Origin of the sequence: Sporosarcina luteola (genome assembly GCF_007991495.1) — a bacterium.
GTDB lineage: Bacteria > Bacillota > Bacilli > Bacillales_A > Planococcaceae > Sporosarcina > Sporosarcina luteola.
In genome coordinates, this window is the sequence record NZ_BJYL01000020.1 from 80,839 (window position 1) to 98,692 (window position 17,854).

Here is a 17,854-nt window from a genome sequence, read left to right on the forward strand (position 1 = left end):
TAGAATGATACTAAATAGAGAATGGATTACCCGTTCATCTTTATCATATTGGAGGTATTGGAATGGCAACTTTGGAAATCAAAGACCTTCACGTCGAAATTGAAGGTAAAGAAATATTAAAAGGCGTCAATTTAACAATCAATACAGGTGAGATCCACGCGATCATGGGACCGAACGGAACCGGTAAATCGACGCTTGCATCCGCAATCATGGGTCACCCGAAATACGAAGTCACTTCCGGAACTGTCACTCTTGACGGAGAAGACGTTCTTGAAATGGAAGTGGATGAGCGCGCGCAGGCGGGACTTTTCCTTGCGATGCAATACCCAAGTGAAATAACAGGTGTAACGAATGCGGACTTCATGCGTTCAGCAATTAACGCACGCCGTGAAGAGGGCGACGAAATTTCCCTAATGAAATTCATCCGTGAATTGGACAGCAAAATGGAAGTTCTTGAAATGGATCAAGATATGGCAACGCGTTATTTGAACGAAGGCTTTTCTGGCGGAGAGAAAAAACGCAATGAAATCCTGCAATTAATGATGTTGAAGCCGAAATTTGCAGTTCTTGACGAAATCGACTCCGGTCTTGATATCGATGCATTGAAAGTTGTTTCCAAAGGAATTAATGAAATGCGCGGTGAAGGCTTCGGTTGCTTGATTATTACCCACTACCAACGCCTTCTAAACTACATTACACCGGACTTTGTCCACGTAATGATGCAAGGCAGAGTTGTTAAATCAGGCGGAGCAGAGCTTGCGAAACAACTTGAAGAGAGCGGTTATGACTGGATCAAAGAAGAATTAGGAATCGAAGACGAAACAGTTGGACAAGAAGCATAAGAAAGGGGACGATTCAAAATGACGGTTGAAACAAAAATGGCATTGACCGAACAGGACGTCCGCTCTTTTTCCGCAAACATGAATGAAGCCGATTGGATGGCAGAATTCCGCACTGATGCGTTAGCGAAAGTGGAACAGCTTCCTATGCCAACACCAGACAAAACTAAAATCGACAAGTGGAACTTTGTAGATTTCCCTGCACATGCAGTGGAAAGTACAACATTCGCTACACTTGCGGAACTTCCGGCTGAAGCGAAGGAAATTGTCGGTGATGATCAAAAGAATATTTATGTACAACATAATAATACACCTGCATTCATTTCTCTTTCCGATGAATTGAAAGCGCAAGGCGTTATTCTAACAGATATTTTCACAGCTACTCGTGAACATGCCGATCTTATGAAGAAATACTTCATGACAGACGGGGTTAAAGTGGATGAACATAAACTCACTGCACTTCACGCAGCGTTGCTGAATGGCGGCGTGTTCGTCTATGTACCAAAAAATGTAGTTGTAGAAGAGCCGTTGCAAGTTCTATTTTTACACGATGATGCACAAGCATCACTTTTCAATCACGTAATTGTCGTGGCAGATGCGAACAGCTCTGTAACATATGTTGAAAACTATCTGTCCACAGTTGATGAGGCTGCTGGACAAGCAAATATCATCGCAGAAGTGTTTACAGAAGACAATGCAAAAGTTATCTACGGTGCTGTAGATGTTCTTGCAAAAGGATTTACAACTTATGTAAACCGACGCGGTATCACTGGACCGAACAGCCGCATCGAATGGGCATTAGGTTTGATGAACGACAGTGATACAATTTCGGAAAACATCACTCATCTAGTCGGAAACGGTTCTTCTAGCGATATGAAGTCAGTCGTTGTCGGCCGAGGCAGCCAGAAACAGAATTTCACTTCTGAAATCGTTCACTGGGGACTTGATACAGATGGTTTCATCCTGAAGCATGGTGTCATGAAAGAAGCAGCTTCTTCTATTTTTAACGGGATCGGCAGAATCGCGAAAGGTGCTACGAGATCGAACGCTGTGCAAGAATCCCGTATTTTGATGCTAAGCGAAAAAGCTCGTGGAGATGCGAATCCAATCCTCTTGATTGATGAAGATGATGTTACAGCAGGACACGCAGCATCTGTCGGCCGAGTAGATCCGCTTCAATTGTTCTACTTGATGAGCCGTGGAATTTCGCAACAGGAAGCTGAACGCCTCGTCATTCATGGTTTCCTTGCACCAGTAGTGAGCAAATTGCCAATCGAAGGTGTCAAGAAACAATTGACGGAGGTTATTGAAAGGAAAGTGCGCTAATGCTCAGCAAAGAGATCCGCAAACATTTCCCGATACTTGACCAGGAAATCAACGGGCACCCGCTCGTTTACCTAGATAGCGCTGCGACTTCCCAAAAGCCGCAGCAAGTCATTGAGGTTCTCAATGACTACTACAGATTTGATAATGCAAACGTCCATCGCGGCGTCCATACGTTAGGCAATCGTGCAACCGATCATTATGAAGGAGCCCGTGAAAAGGTTCGTAAATTCATTCATGCAAAGTCCACGCAAGAGATTATCTTCATGCGTGGTACTACGACTGCACTTAATATGGTTGCCCAAAGCTACGGCCGTGCGAATGTCGGCGAAGGCGATGAAATCGTCATTACCCATATGGAACACCATTCCAACATTATTCCATGGCAGCAACTGGCGAAAGAAAAAGGCGCTGTTCTGAAATATATCGACCTAGAAGATGACGGCACTCTTTCTTTAGAGAAAGTGCGTGAAACGATTACGGATCGCACGAAAATCGTTTCAATCATGTATGTTTCCAATGTGCTTGGCACGATGAATCCGATCAAGGAAATTACGGAAATTGCGCATGCACATGGAGCAGTGATGGTCGTTGACGGTGCACAAGCTGCGCCGCATCTAAAACTAGATGTTCAAGACTTGGATTGCGACTTCCTCGCCTTTTCGGGCCATAAAATGTGTGGACCTACTGGAATCGGTGTCCTCTATGGTAAAAAAGAGTTATTGAATAAAATGGAGCCTGTTGAATTCGGTGGAGAAATGATCGACTTCGTCGGCCTTTACGAATCTACATGGAAAGAACTTCCGTGGAAATTCGAAGGAGGTACTCCGATTATAGCTGGAGCTATCGGACTAGGAGCCGCCATCGACTTTTTAGAAGAGATCGGACTGGATCAGATTGAGCGGCATGAACATGAACTTGCAGCAATTGCAATGGATAAAATGTCGACAATCGACGGCCTGGAAATTTACGGCCCGAAAGATCCGGGAGCACGTGCTGGTATCGTCACATTCAATCTTGACAATGTTCACCCACATGATGTGGCTACTGTTCTAGATATGAATGGAATCGCGGTTCGAGCAGGTCATCATTGTGCACAGCCACTCATGAAACGTCTTGAATGTTCCGCGACAGCCCGTGCAAGCTTCTATGTTTATAACACAGAAGAAGACGTTGACCGTCTCGTAGAAGGACTCCGTATCGCAAAGGAGTATTTTGAGTAATGCCAACTAATAATTTAGATCAGCTCTATCGCTCAGTCATCATGGATCATTATAAAAACCCGCGCAATAAAGGCGTCTTGGAAGAAAACAATGTCACAATCGACATGAACAATCCAACATGCGGTGATGTCATCCATTTGACATTAAAAGTCGAAGACGGCATCGTACGCGATGCAAAGTTTGAAGGAGAAGGCTGCTCAATCTCCATGGCTTCCGCATCGATGATGACGCAAATCATCAAAAACAAAGACGTGGATACTGCAGTTACGTATGCTCATATCTTTTCTGACATGATGCTCGGCAAGGAAATCGACGACTCCGTCGACCTTGGCGACATCGAAGCCCTTTCCGGAGTAGCCAAATTCCCTGCGCGCATCAAATGCGCAACACTAGCATGGAAAGCAATGGAAAAAGGCGTAGGCGAGGATTCTGAGTAATAGACTTGGATTGGCAGTGAACTTTATCTGTGCTGCTTGTTGGTTAGGTGAGTAGCGGAAATCCGGTATATTGTTTATTATGTCAAAGCACTGTCAGCTCTTTTCTATAGGCAACTGACAAATGAAAGAACGGAGGAATAATGATGGCTAAAAAAATGCCTGAAATTGGCGATTACAAATATGGTTTCCATGACAAGGACGTATCTGTTTTCCGTTCGGAGCGTGGGTTGACACGTGAAATCGTTGAAGAAATCTCGAAAATGAAAGAAGAACCACAATGGATGCTGGACTATCGTCTAAAATCCCTTGAAATCTTCTACAGCAAACCAATGCCACAATGGGGCGGAGATTTAAATTCCCTTAACTTCGACGAAATTACGTATTACGTAAAACCTTCCGAAGCAACAGAAAAATCTTGGGATGAAGTACCTGATGAAATCAAACGAACATTTGACAAACTAGGTATCCCTGAAGCCGAACAAAAGTATCTTGCTGGAGTTTCAGCTCAATACGAATCCGAAGTTGTCTACCACAACATGAAGGTAGAACTTGAAGACATGGGAATCGTCTTCAAAGATACAGACTCGGCTTTACGTGAAAACGAAGAGCTGTTCAAAAAATATTGGGGAACTGTCATTCCGAACACAGACAACAAGTTCGCAGCTTTGAACTCTGCTGTTTGGTCTGGAGGTTCATTCATCTATGTACCACCTGGCATCAAAGTGGATACTCCACTTCAAGCTTATTTCCGCATCAACTCGGAAAACATGGGTCAATTCGAACGTACGTTGATCGTCGTAGATGAAGGCGCAAGCGTTCACTACGTTGAAGGATGTACTGCTCCTGTTTATACAACAAACTCCCTTCATAGTGCGGTCGTTGAAATCATCATCAAAAAAGATGCATACTGCCGTTACACAACGATTCAAAACTGGGCAAACAACGTGTACAACCTAGTTACGAAGCGTGCGGTATGTGAAGCGAACGCTACAATGGAATGGATTGACGGCAATATCGGTTCGAAGCTTACGATGAAATACCCTGCATGTATTCTTAAAGGAGAAGGTGCACGCGGTATGACATTGTCTATCGCTTTAGCTGGTAAAGGGCAGCACCAAGATGCAGGAGCTAAAATGATGCACTTGGCGCCAAACACGTCATCTACAATCGTTTCTAAATCGATTTCTCAACATGGCGGTAAAGTAACATACCGTGGAATCGTTCACTTCGGACGCCGTGCAGACGGCGCACGTGCTAACATCGAATGTGACACACTTATCATGGATAAGCTGTCCACATCCGACACGATTCCATACAATGAAATCCTGAACGACAACATTTCACTTGAGCACGAAGCGAAAGTTTCCAAAGTATCGGAAGAGCAGCTCTTCTACTTGATGAGCCGTGGAATTCCTGAACTTGAAGCAACTGAAATGATCGTCATGGGCTTCATCGAGCCATTCACAAAAGAATTGCCAATGGAATACGCTGTCGAAATGAACCGTCTCATTAAATTCGAAATGGAAGGTTCAATCGGGTAAGAAAGAAACATGAAAAACCGCCTCCTAGCAGGCGGTTTTTTTGTTTAAACGAGCCGTTGCGCAAAAGAATGAGCCGTTCTCCGGATAAACGAGCCGTTGTGCAAAAGAATGAGCGTTGAATAGAACAATGAAAGCAACAATCCACTTGTCGAGCCAATGCTAATTGGCGGAATCATTCACCAAACATATGCTATGATGAAAATATTCATCTATCGAACAGAAGAGAGGGAATGACATGATTCAAATTGGTTTGACGGGGTGGGGCGACCATCCTGCCGTCTATCACCCCTCCTCTAACGCGCGGGAGAAATTGATCGATTACAGTTCTCACTTTCCAATCGTTGAGCTGGACGCTTCATTCTATGCCATTCAACCTGAGCGCAATATCCGAAAATGGATTGCTGAAACACCGGATACCTTTCAATTCATTGTGAAGGCCTATCAAGGAATGACCGGCCATCATAGGGGGAAGTTGCCATATTCGTCTCCGGAAGAAATGTTCAACGAGTTCAAACTGTCTATTGGACCTATGAAGGAAGCCGGCAAGTTGGCGATGGTTCTTGTACAATTTCCGCCATGGTTTGATTGTAGAAAAGAGAATGTCGATCAAATTAGGTATATTCGGCAACAATTAGAAGACTATGATATAGCGATCGAATTTCGTCACCAGTCGTGGTATACGGGAGCGATGCGTGAAAAAACAGTGCAATTCCTTGAAGACCTTAATTTTATACACACCGTTTGTGATGAGCCGCAATCGGGTGAAGGCAGTGTGCCGCTCGTAGCCATCGCAACAAGGCGGGATAAATCGTTTATACGACTGCATGGTCGAAATGTGAATGGCTGGAGAAATACGACAGGGGATAATGAAGCTTGGCGAAAAGTCCGTTATCTTTATAATTACACAGATGCTGAATTAACGGAAATTCAGCAAGTGATCCATAAGCTTCAACGCGAATCGGAAAATGTGTTTGTCGTCTTCAATAATAATTCAGGCGGACATGCGGCTGAAAATGCGAAACGCCTTCAAAAAATGATGGGCATTGTCTACGAAAGACTAACACCAAAGCAGCTTAACATTTTTGGGGAGGAATTATGATGGCGTATCTCTTATTAGCGTTAATTGGAGCCATATCCGGGGTAATGGGTTCCATTGTAGGACTCGGGGGCGGCACGATTCTTGTTCCGCTCACACTGCTGGTCGGAATTGATCTCGGATGGATCCCTGGTATCACTCCGCAAAGTGTAGTTGGTATTTCAGTAATCATGATGATTTTCAATGGTTTATCTTCAACATTGTCGCATGTGAAAGTGAAGACCGTCGATTACCGGACGGGTTGGATCTTTTTTGCGGGTTCCATTCCTGGTACGATGATTGGCGCTTTTGTGAATAAAGGACTGGATTTGCCGTCTTTTAATTTGTATTTCGGCATATTGCTTCTTGTGCTATCCGTCTTATTGCTTGCAAGGAAGTATTTAAAGCCGATTCATTGGTTTGTTGACCACGGTAAACAAAGATCATTCACAGATCAGCATGGAGAAACCCATGTATACGGCTATCCAATTTGGTTTGCACTTATCCTTACTTTTATTATTGGTTTTTCTTCAGGGCTATTCGGAATCGGTGGGGGAACAATGATCGTACCAGCACTAATCTTGCTATTCCTGTTTCCTCCGCATGTCGCAGTAGGGACATCGATGTTCATCGTCTTCCTTTCCGCGATTGTCAATTCCGTTACACATATCTCCCTGGGGCATGTACCTTGGCTCTATGCACTCCCAGTCATACCGGGGGCTTATATCGGCGGAATGATCGGAACGATGTTGAATAAGAAAATGAATTCGGAGACGTTAGTGCTTGTGTTAAGAATTATGCTATTACTATTCGGAGTAAGATCAATCATTGAGGGAATCTGGGGTTGAGTCATGATGCAACAGGTTGAAACAATCCATCTTTACCATACAAATGATGTTCATAGCCATTTTGACAGTTGGCCGCAGATTAGCCGATTTCTCCGTTCCAAAAGAGAGCTGCATGAAGCGGAGAACAAAGCTTGCTTTCTATTTGATATCGGTGATCACGTTGACCGTTCACATCCATTTACAGAAGGCACTACTGGAAAAGGGAACGTAGCTTTACTGAACCGTGCTGGTTATGATGCGGTGACAATCGGTAATAATGAAGGCATTACAATGTCAAAAAAGGCGTTAACTACACTTTATGAAAGTGCGGATTTTGATGTCGTTCTTTGCAACTTGGAAGAAACGGATCATTCCATTCCAAGATGGCTGGCGCCTTATCAAATCTATGAAACGGAGCAAGGCGTTCGCGTTGGAGTCATCGGTGCTACTGCCATGTATACGGAATTCTATGCGAGGTTAGGATGGCATATTGAAGAACCAAGACAAGCGTTGAAAAAGATAGCCACTCAAATCCAACATAAAACGGATGTCCTTATTTGTTTGTCGCATATGGGCGTCCATGAAGATCGGCTGTTGGCAGAAGAAAGCACCCTGTTCGACGTCATACTGGGAGCTCATACCCATCATCTGTTCACGGAAAGCGAAATTGTAAATGAAACATTGCTCGCAGCTACTGGTAAATTTGCTCAATACGTAGGACATGTTACGATATGCCTGGACGAATCCAAAAAAGTCATCGGAAAACGGGCAGAAGTGATTCATGTCAACGAGATGGAAAGAGCGGAAGAGGATGTCGATGAAGTAAACGAGTTGATCAGCACCGGAAATGAGGCAATGGAGGAAAGGGTATTTTACAATGCTGAACAACTGAAACAGCAACTTTTTACAGAGAGTGCCCTTTCTTCTTTTTTCGGCAGGGCAATGGTTGAATATACAAATGCGGATTGTGCCATGTTCAATGCAGGTATTTTTATGGGGAGTCTTGAAGAAGGTTGGGTGACTAGACGTCAGTTGCATTCAATGCTTCCGCATCCAATCAATCCTTGCGTGATTACGCTGGAGGGAAGGGAACTACTTGAAATTTACAATCTTGCTCAAAATGAAGACTGGCCAAAGCTGGAAATCAAAGGGCTCGGATTCCGAGGTACAATTATGGGGAAAATAATTTTCGAAAGACTTTATAAGAATAAACAAGGTGAACTTTTTGCCGGAAACCGACAAGTGGTTCAAGGCGAAACATACACGCTTGCAACGCTTGATATGTTCACATTCGGTTTTTTCTTCCCTGTTTTACAACAGGCCGAAAAGGAATACTATATGCCGGAATTGATTCGCGATATAGCTGGGTGGTATGGCAAGCAAAAAGCGTTAGCTAAAATGAACATGTCGGAGCACCAAAACGAATACTAATCAAGAATGAACGACCCCTGTACTGCATAATATTATGTAGGAGGGGTCGTTTTGAGATTTTATGGGCAAGCGCCTCGAAAATACTATAAGAAAAATCGCCATCGAGGTCCACACCATCGTGGGGGGCCACGGCGGAAACGCAGATGGTTTCCGATTCTTTTCCCTGCAATCTTACTCACAATCGCCCTCTTTCTTTATTACGTCAATTCAAAGTTAACTCCGATTTATACATTATATGCAGAGACACAAACCGAAAAAATTGCCGCTCATGTCATCACACAAGCCATTAAATCACGTTCTACGAGCGTTTATAATATGAATGAAATTATAGAGAATGTACCAAATGATTCGGAGTCCGGTATGGTGACGAATACGCTGAATGCCGAAATTATTATTAAAACAATGGCGGAAATACAAGGGTTGATCGAATCTCATCTGGAGATGGCAGAAAGCGGAAATTTGGAAATGCTGCCGCTTAGCGAAGATATTGAATACGATGCTGAAAAAATGGAAACCGATGGTGGAGTGGTGTTCTTTGTTCCATTGGGGCAAGCGTTGGATTTGCCGATGCTCGGGAATTTCGGACCTAAAATCCCTATCAAGTTTCATGTCATTGGAGAAGTTCAAACAGATGTAGAGACAGTCGTTACGGAATTTGGTATTAATAATGCGATTGTTGAAGTGAATGTATTAGTTACAGTGAATGTTCAGATCATCGTTCCGCTGGCTACTCAAAGAACCGTGTTGCAGCAACGGATTCCAGTTGCAATCGGATTGCTTCAAAGCCCTATCCCGCAAATTTATAACGGGGGAAGCGGGAGCGCTCCGCAAATAGAGGTACCTTTCCCAATTAAAGGAGCCGGCCAATAAATAGGGGTTGAAAAAGCGTTCGTTTACTGATAAGCTTGTACAACAAGAGGAACACCGATTAGGTAGAGGCTGCAAGGCTTATTAGTAACGGGCGCTAGATTGGCATTGATGATCGTCCGTGAAAGGAAGTTTTGCCGAAGTAGAAACTGGGTTGCCGATCCACTTCTGCTGGGGTCATTTCGAATAGGAATGGCACTGTCATGCGAACTCCGCATGATGAGCTACAGATCGTACGTTAGATAAAGACAACTTTGATTATCTTACAAACGAAACGTAGAATAAGCCGACACCTGATACACTTTCATAGTGTAAAGGGTGTCGGTTTTTTTCTTTTAGCTGTCGGGCGTTAACTAATCAGTTCGTTAGTTGGCTATGCTTGACATAGAGCGCCCCACGCTTTTGCTCGTTACCTTGTTCTTCAATTCAAAAAAATTGGAGGAAGTAAGTATGATAGGCACTTGGGTTTCAATTTTACCGCCACTTGTGGCAATTATTATGGTACTAGTATCAAAAAGAGTTCTTTTATCGCTCGGATCAGGGATTTTGACGGCGGCATTATTAGTGGCAAGCTTTTCGCCGGTAGAAACGTTGAAAAGCCTTTGGACTGCGATGACAGTGTCGTTTTGGACAGAAGGCGAATTGAATACCTATAATATTTTCATTATGGTTTTCATCTTGCTTTTAGGTGTTATTACTGCGCTTGTCAGCTTGTCTGGCGGCAGCAGGGCATTTGCAGAATGGGCTGTACGCCATATTAAAACAAGACGCGGTGCAAAGCTTTTGACCGTGTTGCTAGGGATCCTCATTTTCGTGGATGACTATTTCAATTCATTGGCTGTCGGGCAAATTGCTCGTCCCATTACGGATCAGCACCGTATCTCACGGGCGAAGCTTGCTTATTTCATTGACTCAACATCCGCTCCGATTTGCGTCGTTTCGCCGATTTCCAGTTGGGGAGCATTTTTGATTGGCCAATTGGCTCTTATTTTCAGTACAACTGCCGCAATCAGCTATTCACCTTTGTCCGCATTTCTCATGATGGCACCGATGAATTTCTATGTAGTTGTGACATTGGCTATGGTATTTTTCTTCGCTTGGTTTAACATTGACTTCTTTGGAATGAAAAAGCAGGAAGAACGTGCACAGACGACCGGTGAATTATTTGATCCTACCAAAGAAATACCTGGACAGTTGAAGGAAGATTTCCCGATTCACGCCTATGGGCGCGTTAAGGATCTAATTGCTCCAATCATTACTCTCGTTGTCGTTACTTTAGGGATGATGGTTTGGACGGGTTATCGTATTGGTGGATCAACGAGCATTTGGACGATATTCGAAAACACGGATGTTCCGGTGTCATTAATGACGGGTGGATTTGCCGGGACCTTATTGGCTGCGATTCTATATGTATCTCAAATGGGGAAAAATGAAACAGCTTCCTATCGATTGATCGGCAAGGCATTCACAAGCGGCATAAAAGCGATGATGCCAGCCATCCTCATTTTAATCTTTGCGTGGGGATTGACGGATTTAATCAGTGTTCTTGAAACTGGGCCATTCTTATCCAATGTCGTTGAACAATCTAATGTCCCTGTTCAATTTCTTCCGGTCATTATCTTTGTTTTAGCAGGTTTAATGGCGTTTTCCACAGGAACTTCATGGGGGTCATTCGGAATCCTTTTACCAATTGCAGGGACGATTATGATCAATGCGGAGCCTGAACTTCTCCTCCCGGCATTGTCTGCTGTTCTTGCAGGTGCTGTATTCGGAGATCATTGTTCACCTATTTCAGATACGACCATTTTATCTTCGACAGGGGCTGGCTCGAATCATATCGATCACGTTTCCACTCAATTGCCTTACGCATTGATTGCTGCCGGCATTTCAACAATCGGCTATTTGATCCTCGGATTTACAGGATCAGTTTGGATCGGCTTGGTTTCAGTCATCCTCCTTACTGCCGTTCTCTTTATTGTATGGGTATCAATTCGTAATAAATCACCAATGAGCGTCACTTCACTTACAAAGTAAACACTAGGCTGCCACTATCGTTGCTAATGACGAATGTGGCAGTCTTTTATATTTGCTGAATTAGAAGTATAAAACGTGAATGGCAAACATAAATTTATTCAACTGACTATTTCATCTATTCAAACATATGAAATCTATTATAATTCCTTATTCACCAATAAAAAATATTTTGACAACATGTCCGAAGACGGATATACTAGTTTTAAGATTATAAAATAATCTGAAAATACTAGATTATTAAGAAAGTAGAAGAAAGGGGATTTGTTATGGAACAGCGTTCGCAATGGGGTACAAGGGCCGGATTCATATTGGCTGCTGTCGGATCAGCTGTAGGTTTAGGGAATATCTGGCGTTTTCCGTACGTTGCGTATGAAAACGGCGGCGGGGCATTTTTTATACCGTACTTATTTGCACTTTTAACTGCCGGTATTCCGATTTTGATCCTGGAATTCACGATAGGTCATAAGTATCGTGGGTCAGCGCCTTTATCATTTTTCCGGATGAAAGGAAAAGCAGCTGAGTGGTTGGGCTGGTGGGGGATTTTCGTATCGTTTGTCATTTCTACGTACTATGCAGTAATTATTGCTTGGGCAATGAAGTATACGATTTACTCTTTCAATACAGCATGGGGCGATGATACTGGGGGATTCCTCTTCGGAAGCGTTTTGAATTTAGCTGATAATCCTGGAGAGGTTGGTGGGTTAGTCCCAGGTGTGCTAATACCACTTATCCTTGTATGGGCAATTGCAATTATTATTCTTTTAGCGGGAGTTAAACGTGGGATTGAGTTGGCAAACAGAATTTTCATTCCTTTGCTTGTCGTAGTTTTCTTGCTCATTGTCATAAGGGCTGTTACGTTGGACGGAGCGCTTCTTGGGTTGGACGCATTCTTTAAGCCTGATTTGAGTAAACTGGCAGACTCGACCGTTTGGGTAGCGGCTTATGGACATATTTTCTTCAGTCTCTCGATAGCCTTTGCCATCATGATCACCTACTCGAGTTACTTGCCGAAGAAGTCCGATATTACAAATAACGCTTTTATTACGGGCTTTGCGAATTCAGGCTTTGAACTTTTAGCAGGGATCGGGGTATTCGCGGCGTTAGGGTTCATGGCGACACAAGCGGGCGAATCGGTTGCGGATGTAGCAACGGCAGGGGTAGGTCTGGCCTTTGTCGTGTTCCCGCAGATTATCAATGAAATGCCGGGGATGAATGGATTTTTCGGTGCGTTATTCTTCCTGTCACTTGTTCTGGCGGGTATCACATCTCTAATTTCCATTTGTGAAACGTATATTGCCGGTCTTTCGGATAAATTTAATATCTCAAGAACAAAATCGGTTATATTCGGAGTTGGGCTTGCTGCCCTTGTATCGTTGTTGTTTGCAACGCGTGGAGGTTTGTACTTCCTGGATACTGCCGATTATTTCATCAACCAATTCGGTGTTGCTGCAATCGGTTTGATCGAAGTCTTCCTTATCGTTTGGGTCTTCAGGAAGCTTGATGTGTTTCAAGTTCACGCGAATGAAATTTCGGATATACGCGCAGGCACGTGGTGGAGGATTTGCTTGAAGTACATCACACCGCTCGTCCTTGGATATATGATGTTCGACCTGTTGCGCATCAATATCATGAAATTGCACGATACAGACAATGGAAACTATGAAGGATATCCAGATGCCTTTATTATGTCAAGCGGATGGATGGTCGCCCTTTTCGCAATTGTCATGGCCATCATCTTCACAGCATTGAAATGGAATAAAAAGACTTTGGAATCGACAGACTATGACAATCGATAAGGGGGATTCGATATGAGTGGCGGAGCTATATTCATGATGATTCTTGGAATCCTCGTCATTTGGGGAGGACTTGCGGGAAGTATATTTTGGGCAGTATCTAAATCGAAAAGTAGAGCATAAGTCATTTGGGATTTTGCAATTGATTTATGATGAAAAGCGTCCGGGAACGGGCGCTTTTCTTTTCGGCGTTTTTGGATAATCGCTATAGAAGTGGGCAATCAACAGTTGTTGCAAGTCAGAATATATGTTACATTGACAAGAGTGGTGGATATCTTTACATAATGAGGAATGGAGTCGGTAGCCTTGTCATGCAGACCAGAGATTGGGAAGAAAGTAGAACATATTCGAAAGCCGGATTGGCTGAAAATAAAGTTGAACACGAATGAAAACTATACAGATTTGAAAAAACTGATGCGTGAAAAGAACTTACATACTGTTTGCGAAGAAGCCCGTTGTCCGAACATCCATGAATGCTGGGGAGAACGCCGGACCGCTACATTCATGATTCTTGGGGCTGTTTGTACGCGTGCATGCCGTTTTTGCGCGGTTAAAACTGGTTTGCCGAATGAGCTCGATCTTGCTGAGCCGGAACGCGTCGCAGATTCAGTTGCTCTCATGAATTTGAAGCATGTTGTTGTAACAGCTGTTGCAAGGGATGACTTGAAAGACGGAGGATCGGAAGTCTTCGCCGAAACAATTCGTGCGATCCGCCGTAAAAATCCATTTACGACAATTGAAGTTTTACCGTCGGATATGGGAGGCGATTACGATAATCTACAGCGCCTCATGGATGCAAAGCCCGATATTTTAAACCACAATATAGAAACAGTACGCAGATTAACGCCAAGAGTCCGTGCGCGTGCTAAGTACGACCGTTCTTTGGAGCTTCTTCTTCGTGCAAAAGAAATGTACCCGGAAATTCCTACAAAGTCTTCCTTGATGCTTGGATTAGGTGAAACTATGGAAGAAATTATTGAGACAATGGATGATTTACGTGCGCATCATGTTGACATTATGACAATCGGCCAATATTTACAGCCGACGAAAAAACATTTGAAAGTCCAAAAATATTATACGCCTCAAGAGTTTGGCGAACTGCGTGAAATTGCAATGACGAAAGGATTTTCACATTGTGAAGCAGGTCCGCTTGTTCGCTCGAGCTATCATGCGGATGAACAAGTTAACGCTGCTGCAAAAGAAAAACAGCGCATTGGCGATGAGTTGTTAAAATCAGCTGTTAAAAGCTGAAATGGCGGTGATAAAGTTTGATAACGATTAATAATTATGAATATGAAATCGTGACCGATTACCGGGATGGTTTCAATGAAGAAGCTTTAGTCGCAAGATTTAGCGATGTCTTATCAAAATACGATTATATTTTAGGAGACTGGGGTTACGGTCAGCTACGCCTGAAAGGTTTTTTTGAGGATCGCAATTCAAAAGCGACTTATGAAACGAAGATCAGCACATTGCAGGACTATATTTATGAATACTGTAATTTCGGATGCGCCTATTTTGTTTTGCGAAAAGTTGGCAAGTCAAAGATTCGGCCTGCTGAACAAGAATAGGAACGTAGCCGCCAAGTATGCAGAATATGTATGCTTGGCGGTTCATTTGCGTGCGCAATATGATATGATGGAAGGGTAGTTTAGACTATCGGGAGGGAACAATCTTGTACTTTATCGATCGCAATAAAATCAACGAAACGTTAGCCTATATGGAAAGCCTTTTAGCATTATTCGAAGGGCATCAACAATGGAATAAGGATAAAATTCATTCATTGGCGCTTCAACGAATTGCGCATACGATTGTTGAGTCGATCATCGATGTCGGTAATTCCATGATTGATGGTTTTATTATGCGTGACCCAGGAAGCTATGATGATATTATTGACATTATGGAAGACGAAAAAGTGATTACAACAGAAATGGCGGATCCATTAAAGAAAGTGTTGGCCCTAAGAACGATGATTGTACGGGAATTTGTTACTGTGGACAATGAAGAGATTATATCCGTGTTAAACGAAACAAAAGAGGTAATCGGGGCATTCCCTGATAGAGTCAGACATTATTTAGAGAATGAACTCGGTCCAGTTTCAGCCTTTAGTCCTTCGGAGCAATAATAATGGACATCTATAAAGCGATTTGCCTTGACCTCGATGGAACTGTCTATCGGGGAAGTGAAGCGATTCCTGAAGCGATCGATTTTATTAGCAGCCTTCAAAAAAATGGTATTGAGCCGTATTTTGTTACGAACAATTCTTCAATGACAGCTGATCAGTTCAGTCTAAAGCTTTCCCGAATGGGCATCCATACAAAAAACGATAGAATTATGACATCCGCTATTGCTTCAGCCAACTATTGCAAGGAGCATTTTGACGGTGCATCTGTCATGATGATCGGGGAACAAGGACTTAAAGACGCATTGACAATGGAAGGTTTTGAATTGACTGCAACGCAGCCGGATGTCGTCGTTGTCGGAATTGACCGGGGCATTACATATAAAAAGCTGTCAGAGGCAAGTCTAGCAATAAGAGAAGGGGCACATTTCATCGCGACGAATGGGGATAAGGCATTTCCCACTGAAAGAGGACTCGTTCCAGGAAATGGCTCTTTCATAAAACTTTTAGAAACGACGACCGATAAAACTGCTATTTATATCGGAAAACCCGAACCGCATATGTTGCATTTCATTCAACAGCAAGGCTATCGGAAAGAAGAAATGATCATGATTGGAGACAATTATGATACGGACATCCAAGCCGGTATCCGTTTCGGAATCGACACGATCCACGTTGAAGGTGGAGTGACGAATGCAAAGACTGTTTTAAAGCAATTGCAACAGCCGACGTATCTGTTTGAAAACTTAAATGACTGGAACAAAAAAGGACCGCAATGATTTGCGGTCCTTTTGTTATCGTCAAAACAAAGGATTCTCTTCGATATACTGATAAATCCTTTCTGTTAACTCCTCCGGTGTGTCTGCTTCCACAACCTCACCGTTCACCAATGCATATAGTCCTTCAGCACATTTCGTACAATAGCTAAGACACCCGTATTCAAGCACATCTATATTGGGATCCTTCTCTAACGCTTCCAATGTTTTCTGTGAACCGTTTGCAAGATTGCTCATGCAAAATTCAACGATCGGATTCACGACGATCACCTCACCTACTAGGCATAGTACTCTCTTTTTCATCAATCGTCAAATAGGATGTCTTATTGTGAAACTTCTCACAAACTGTTATAATCGTGATGGAGAACAGACCGGAAAATCGTTTATTAAAGGAGAACACTATGAGAAAACTTGTATTGCTAGGCGCAGGCTATGGGAACATGCGCATTTTACTACGTCTGCTCAATAAAGAATTACCTGCCGATCTCGAAATCATTTTAATTGACAGGACGCCTTTCCATAGTTTGAAGACAGAATTCTATGCATTGGCCGCAGGAACATCTCCCGATTCCGACATTCGTGTCGCATTGCCAACACATGATAGATTGAAAGTCGTTGAAGGGGAAATCGAAGCGATCAAGTTGGAAGAGAAAGCAGTCGCCCTGAAAAACGGAGAAGAAATCACTTACGATGAACTAGTCATCGGACTTGGTTGTGAAGACAACTACCATGGCGTACCCGGAGCTGCTGAATATACGAGCAGCATTCAAACAATCGGGCAATCCCGTACGACTTATAAAATTCTTCAAGGACTTGGGGGAGGCACAACGGTCGGAATCGTCGGTGCCGGCTTAAGCGGTATCGAACTGGCAAGTGAGTTGCGTGAGAGTCGTCCAGATTTGAAAATCAAGCTATTTGACAGAGGGCCGCGGATCCTCAAAGATTTCCCGGAAAGACTGAGCAATTATGTAAAAGACTGGTTTGACAAACATGAGGTTGAAGTCATTTCCAATTCGAATATTACGAAGGTCGAAGAGAATATCCTTTACAATCATGAGGAAAAAATTCAAGTCGACGCTGTCGTCTGGACTGCCGGCATCCAACCCGTTTCCATCGTCCGTGAATTGGATGTGGAGCAAAACAGGGGACGAGTCGTGTTGAATCAATATCACCAAATTCCTAATTACGAAGACGTTTATGTCGTTGGTGACATTGCTGACCTACCGCATGCACCGAGTGCACAGCTTGCTGAAGAGCAAGCGGAACAAATCGTCCGCGTGCTTCGACTCGTTTGGAACAAGGAACCGTTGCCTGCAGAGATGCCTGAAATCAAGCTGAAAGGCTTCATGGGTTCATTAGGTAAGAAACAAGGTTTTGCCTATCTTGCAGACCGTACCGTAACAGGACGGATCGCAAGACTGTTGAAATCCGGGGTGCTTTGGATGTACAAGTGGCATAATGGATAACAACAAAATCGGAGGGCGCTTGAACAGCTAGCGCCCGAAGCTAGACGTGAATAAAAAATCCCTCATCCAAAACGGAGAGGGATTTTTGTTCTCATTTATA

18 protein-coding genes and 1 riboswitch are annotated in these 17,854 nt (G+C 43.4%); of the genes, 17 read left to right on the plus strand and 1 reads right to left on the minus strand.

Annotation, left to right across the window (positions count from 1 at the left end; translation table 11 throughout):
• The first annotated feature begins 62 nt into the window (after positions 1–62).
• The 16 genes from sufC (at position 63) to SLU01_RS08060 (ending at position 16,291) form a co-directional block, all read left to right on the plus strand.
• The gene (gene sufC / locus SLU01_RS07985) at positions 63–842 is read left to right on the plus strand and encodes a Fe-S cluster assembly ATPase SufC (protein ID WP_147057054.1); all 780 of its coding nucleotides are present in this window, start codon (positions 63–65) and stop codon (positions 840–842) included.
• 18 nt (positions 843–860) lie between these two features.
• The gene (gene sufD, locus SLU01_RS07990; RefSeq protein ID WP_147057056.1) at positions 861–2,165 is read left to right on the plus strand and encodes a Fe-S cluster assembly protein SufD; all 1,305 of its coding nucleotides are present in this window, start codon (positions 861–863) and stop codon (positions 2,163–2,165) included.
• The gene (locus SLU01_RS07995; RefSeq protein ID WP_147057058.1) at positions 2,165–3,385 is read left to right on the plus strand and encodes a cysteine desulfurase; all 1,221 of its coding nucleotides are present in this window, start codon (positions 2,165–2,167) and stop codon (positions 3,383–3,385) included. The genes sufD and SLU01_RS07995 overlap by 1 nt, the downstream gene beginning before the upstream one ends.
• A complete protein-coding gene (gene sufU / locus SLU01_RS08000; protein WP_147057060.1) occupies positions 3,385–3,822 on the plus strand; it encodes a Fe-S cluster assembly sulfur transfer protein SufU in 438 nt (145 codons plus the stop codon). The genes SLU01_RS07995 and sufU overlap by 1 nt, the downstream gene beginning before the upstream one ends.
• Positions 3,823–3,965: 143 nt before the next feature.
• Entirely contained in the window at positions 3,966–5,363 is a 1,398-nt protein-coding gene (gene sufB, locus SLU01_RS08005) for a Fe-S cluster assembly protein SufB (RefSeq protein ID WP_147057062.1), read from the plus strand.
• Between the two features lie 235 nt (positions 5,364–5,598).
• A complete protein-coding gene (locus SLU01_RS08010; protein WP_147057064.1) occupies positions 5,599–6,462 on the plus strand; it encodes a DUF72 domain-containing protein in 864 nt (287 codons plus the stop codon).
• Complete coding sequence (locus SLU01_RS08015) at positions 6,462–7,286, plus strand: sulfite exporter TauE/SafE family protein (protein ID WP_147057066.1); 825 nt, start codon at positions 6,462–6,464, stop codon at positions 7,284–7,286. The genes SLU01_RS08010 and SLU01_RS08015 overlap by 1 nt, the downstream gene beginning before the upstream one ends.
• A 6-nt stretch (positions 7,287–7,292) precedes the next feature.
• Positions 7,293–8,696, plus strand: a complete 1,404-nt coding sequence (locus SLU01_RS08020; protein WP_246110927.1) for a bifunctional metallophosphatase/5'-nucleotidase — start codon at positions 7,293–7,295, stop codon at positions 8,694–8,696.
• A 51-nt stretch (positions 8,697–8,747) separates the two neighbouring features.
• Complete coding sequence (yunB, locus tag SLU01_RS08025) at positions 8,748–9,566, plus strand: sporulation protein YunB (RefSeq protein ID WP_147057070.1); 819 nt, start codon at positions 8,748–8,750, stop codon at positions 9,564–9,566.
• Between the two features lie 55 nt (positions 9,567–9,621).
• A riboswitch (Lysine riboswitch) is annotated at positions 9,622–9,798 on the plus strand.
• A gap of 215 nt (positions 9,799–10,013) precedes the next feature.
• The gene (locus tag SLU01_RS08030) at positions 10,014–11,597 is read left to right on the plus strand and encodes a Na+/H+ antiporter NhaC family protein (protein WP_147057072.1); all 1,584 of its coding nucleotides are present in this window, start codon (positions 10,014–10,016) and stop codon (positions 11,595–11,597) included.
• 266 nt (positions 11,598–11,863) lie between these two features.
• On the plus strand, positions 11,864–13,393 hold the full coding sequence (locus tag SLU01_RS08035; RefSeq protein ID WP_147057073.1) for a sodium-dependent transporter: 1,530 nt from the start codon (positions 11,864–11,866) through the stop codon (positions 13,391–13,393).
• Positions 13,394–13,405: 12 nt separating this feature from the next.
• Positions 13,406–13,513 (plus strand): methionine/alanine import family NSS transporter small subunit, encoded by a 108-nt coding sequence (locus SLU01_RS08040; RefSeq protein ID WP_147057075.1) that lies wholly within the window; start codon positions 13,406–13,408, stop codon positions 13,511–13,513.
• A gap of 168 nt (positions 13,514–13,681) precedes the next feature.
• Positions 13,682–14,641, plus strand: coding sequence for a lipoyl synthase (gene lipA, locus SLU01_RS08045; protein WP_174842628.1), 960 nt, complete (start codon positions 13,682–13,684; stop codon positions 14,639–14,641).
• Between the two features lie 17 nt (positions 14,642–14,658).
• Positions 14,659–14,961 (plus strand): YutD family protein, encoded by a 303-nt coding sequence (locus SLU01_RS08050; RefSeq protein WP_147057077.1) that lies wholly within the window; start codon positions 14,659–14,661, stop codon positions 14,959–14,961.
• 104 nt (positions 14,962–15,065) lie between these two features.
• Positions 15,066–15,515, plus strand: coding sequence for a DUF86 domain-containing protein (locus SLU01_RS08055; RefSeq protein WP_147057079.1), 450 nt, complete (start codon positions 15,066–15,068; stop codon positions 15,513–15,515).
• A gap of 2 nt (positions 15,516–15,517) precedes the next feature.
• Positions 15,518–16,291: a TIGR01457 family HAD-type hydrolase gene (locus tag SLU01_RS08060; RefSeq protein WP_147057081.1), complete on the plus strand. Its 774-nt coding sequence runs from the start codon at positions 15,518–15,520 to the stop codon at positions 16,289–16,291.
• A gap of 21 nt (positions 16,292–16,312) precedes the next feature.
• On the opposite strand, the gene SLU01_RS08065 is transcribed toward SLU01_RS08060, so the two are convergent.
• On the minus strand, positions 16,313–16,549 hold the full coding sequence (locus tag SLU01_RS08065; protein WP_147057179.1) for a YuzB family protein: 237 nt from the start codon (positions 16,547–16,549) through the stop codon (positions 16,313–16,315).
• Positions 16,550–16,689: 140 nt separating this feature from the next.
• Between SLU01_RS08065 and SLU01_RS08070 the strand changes: the two genes are divergently transcribed.
• A complete protein-coding gene (locus SLU01_RS08070) occupies positions 16,690–17,754 on the plus strand; it encodes an NAD(P)/FAD-dependent oxidoreductase (RefSeq protein ID WP_147057083.1) in 1,065 nt (354 codons plus the stop codon).
• Positions 17,755–17,854: the final 100 nt, after the last annotated feature.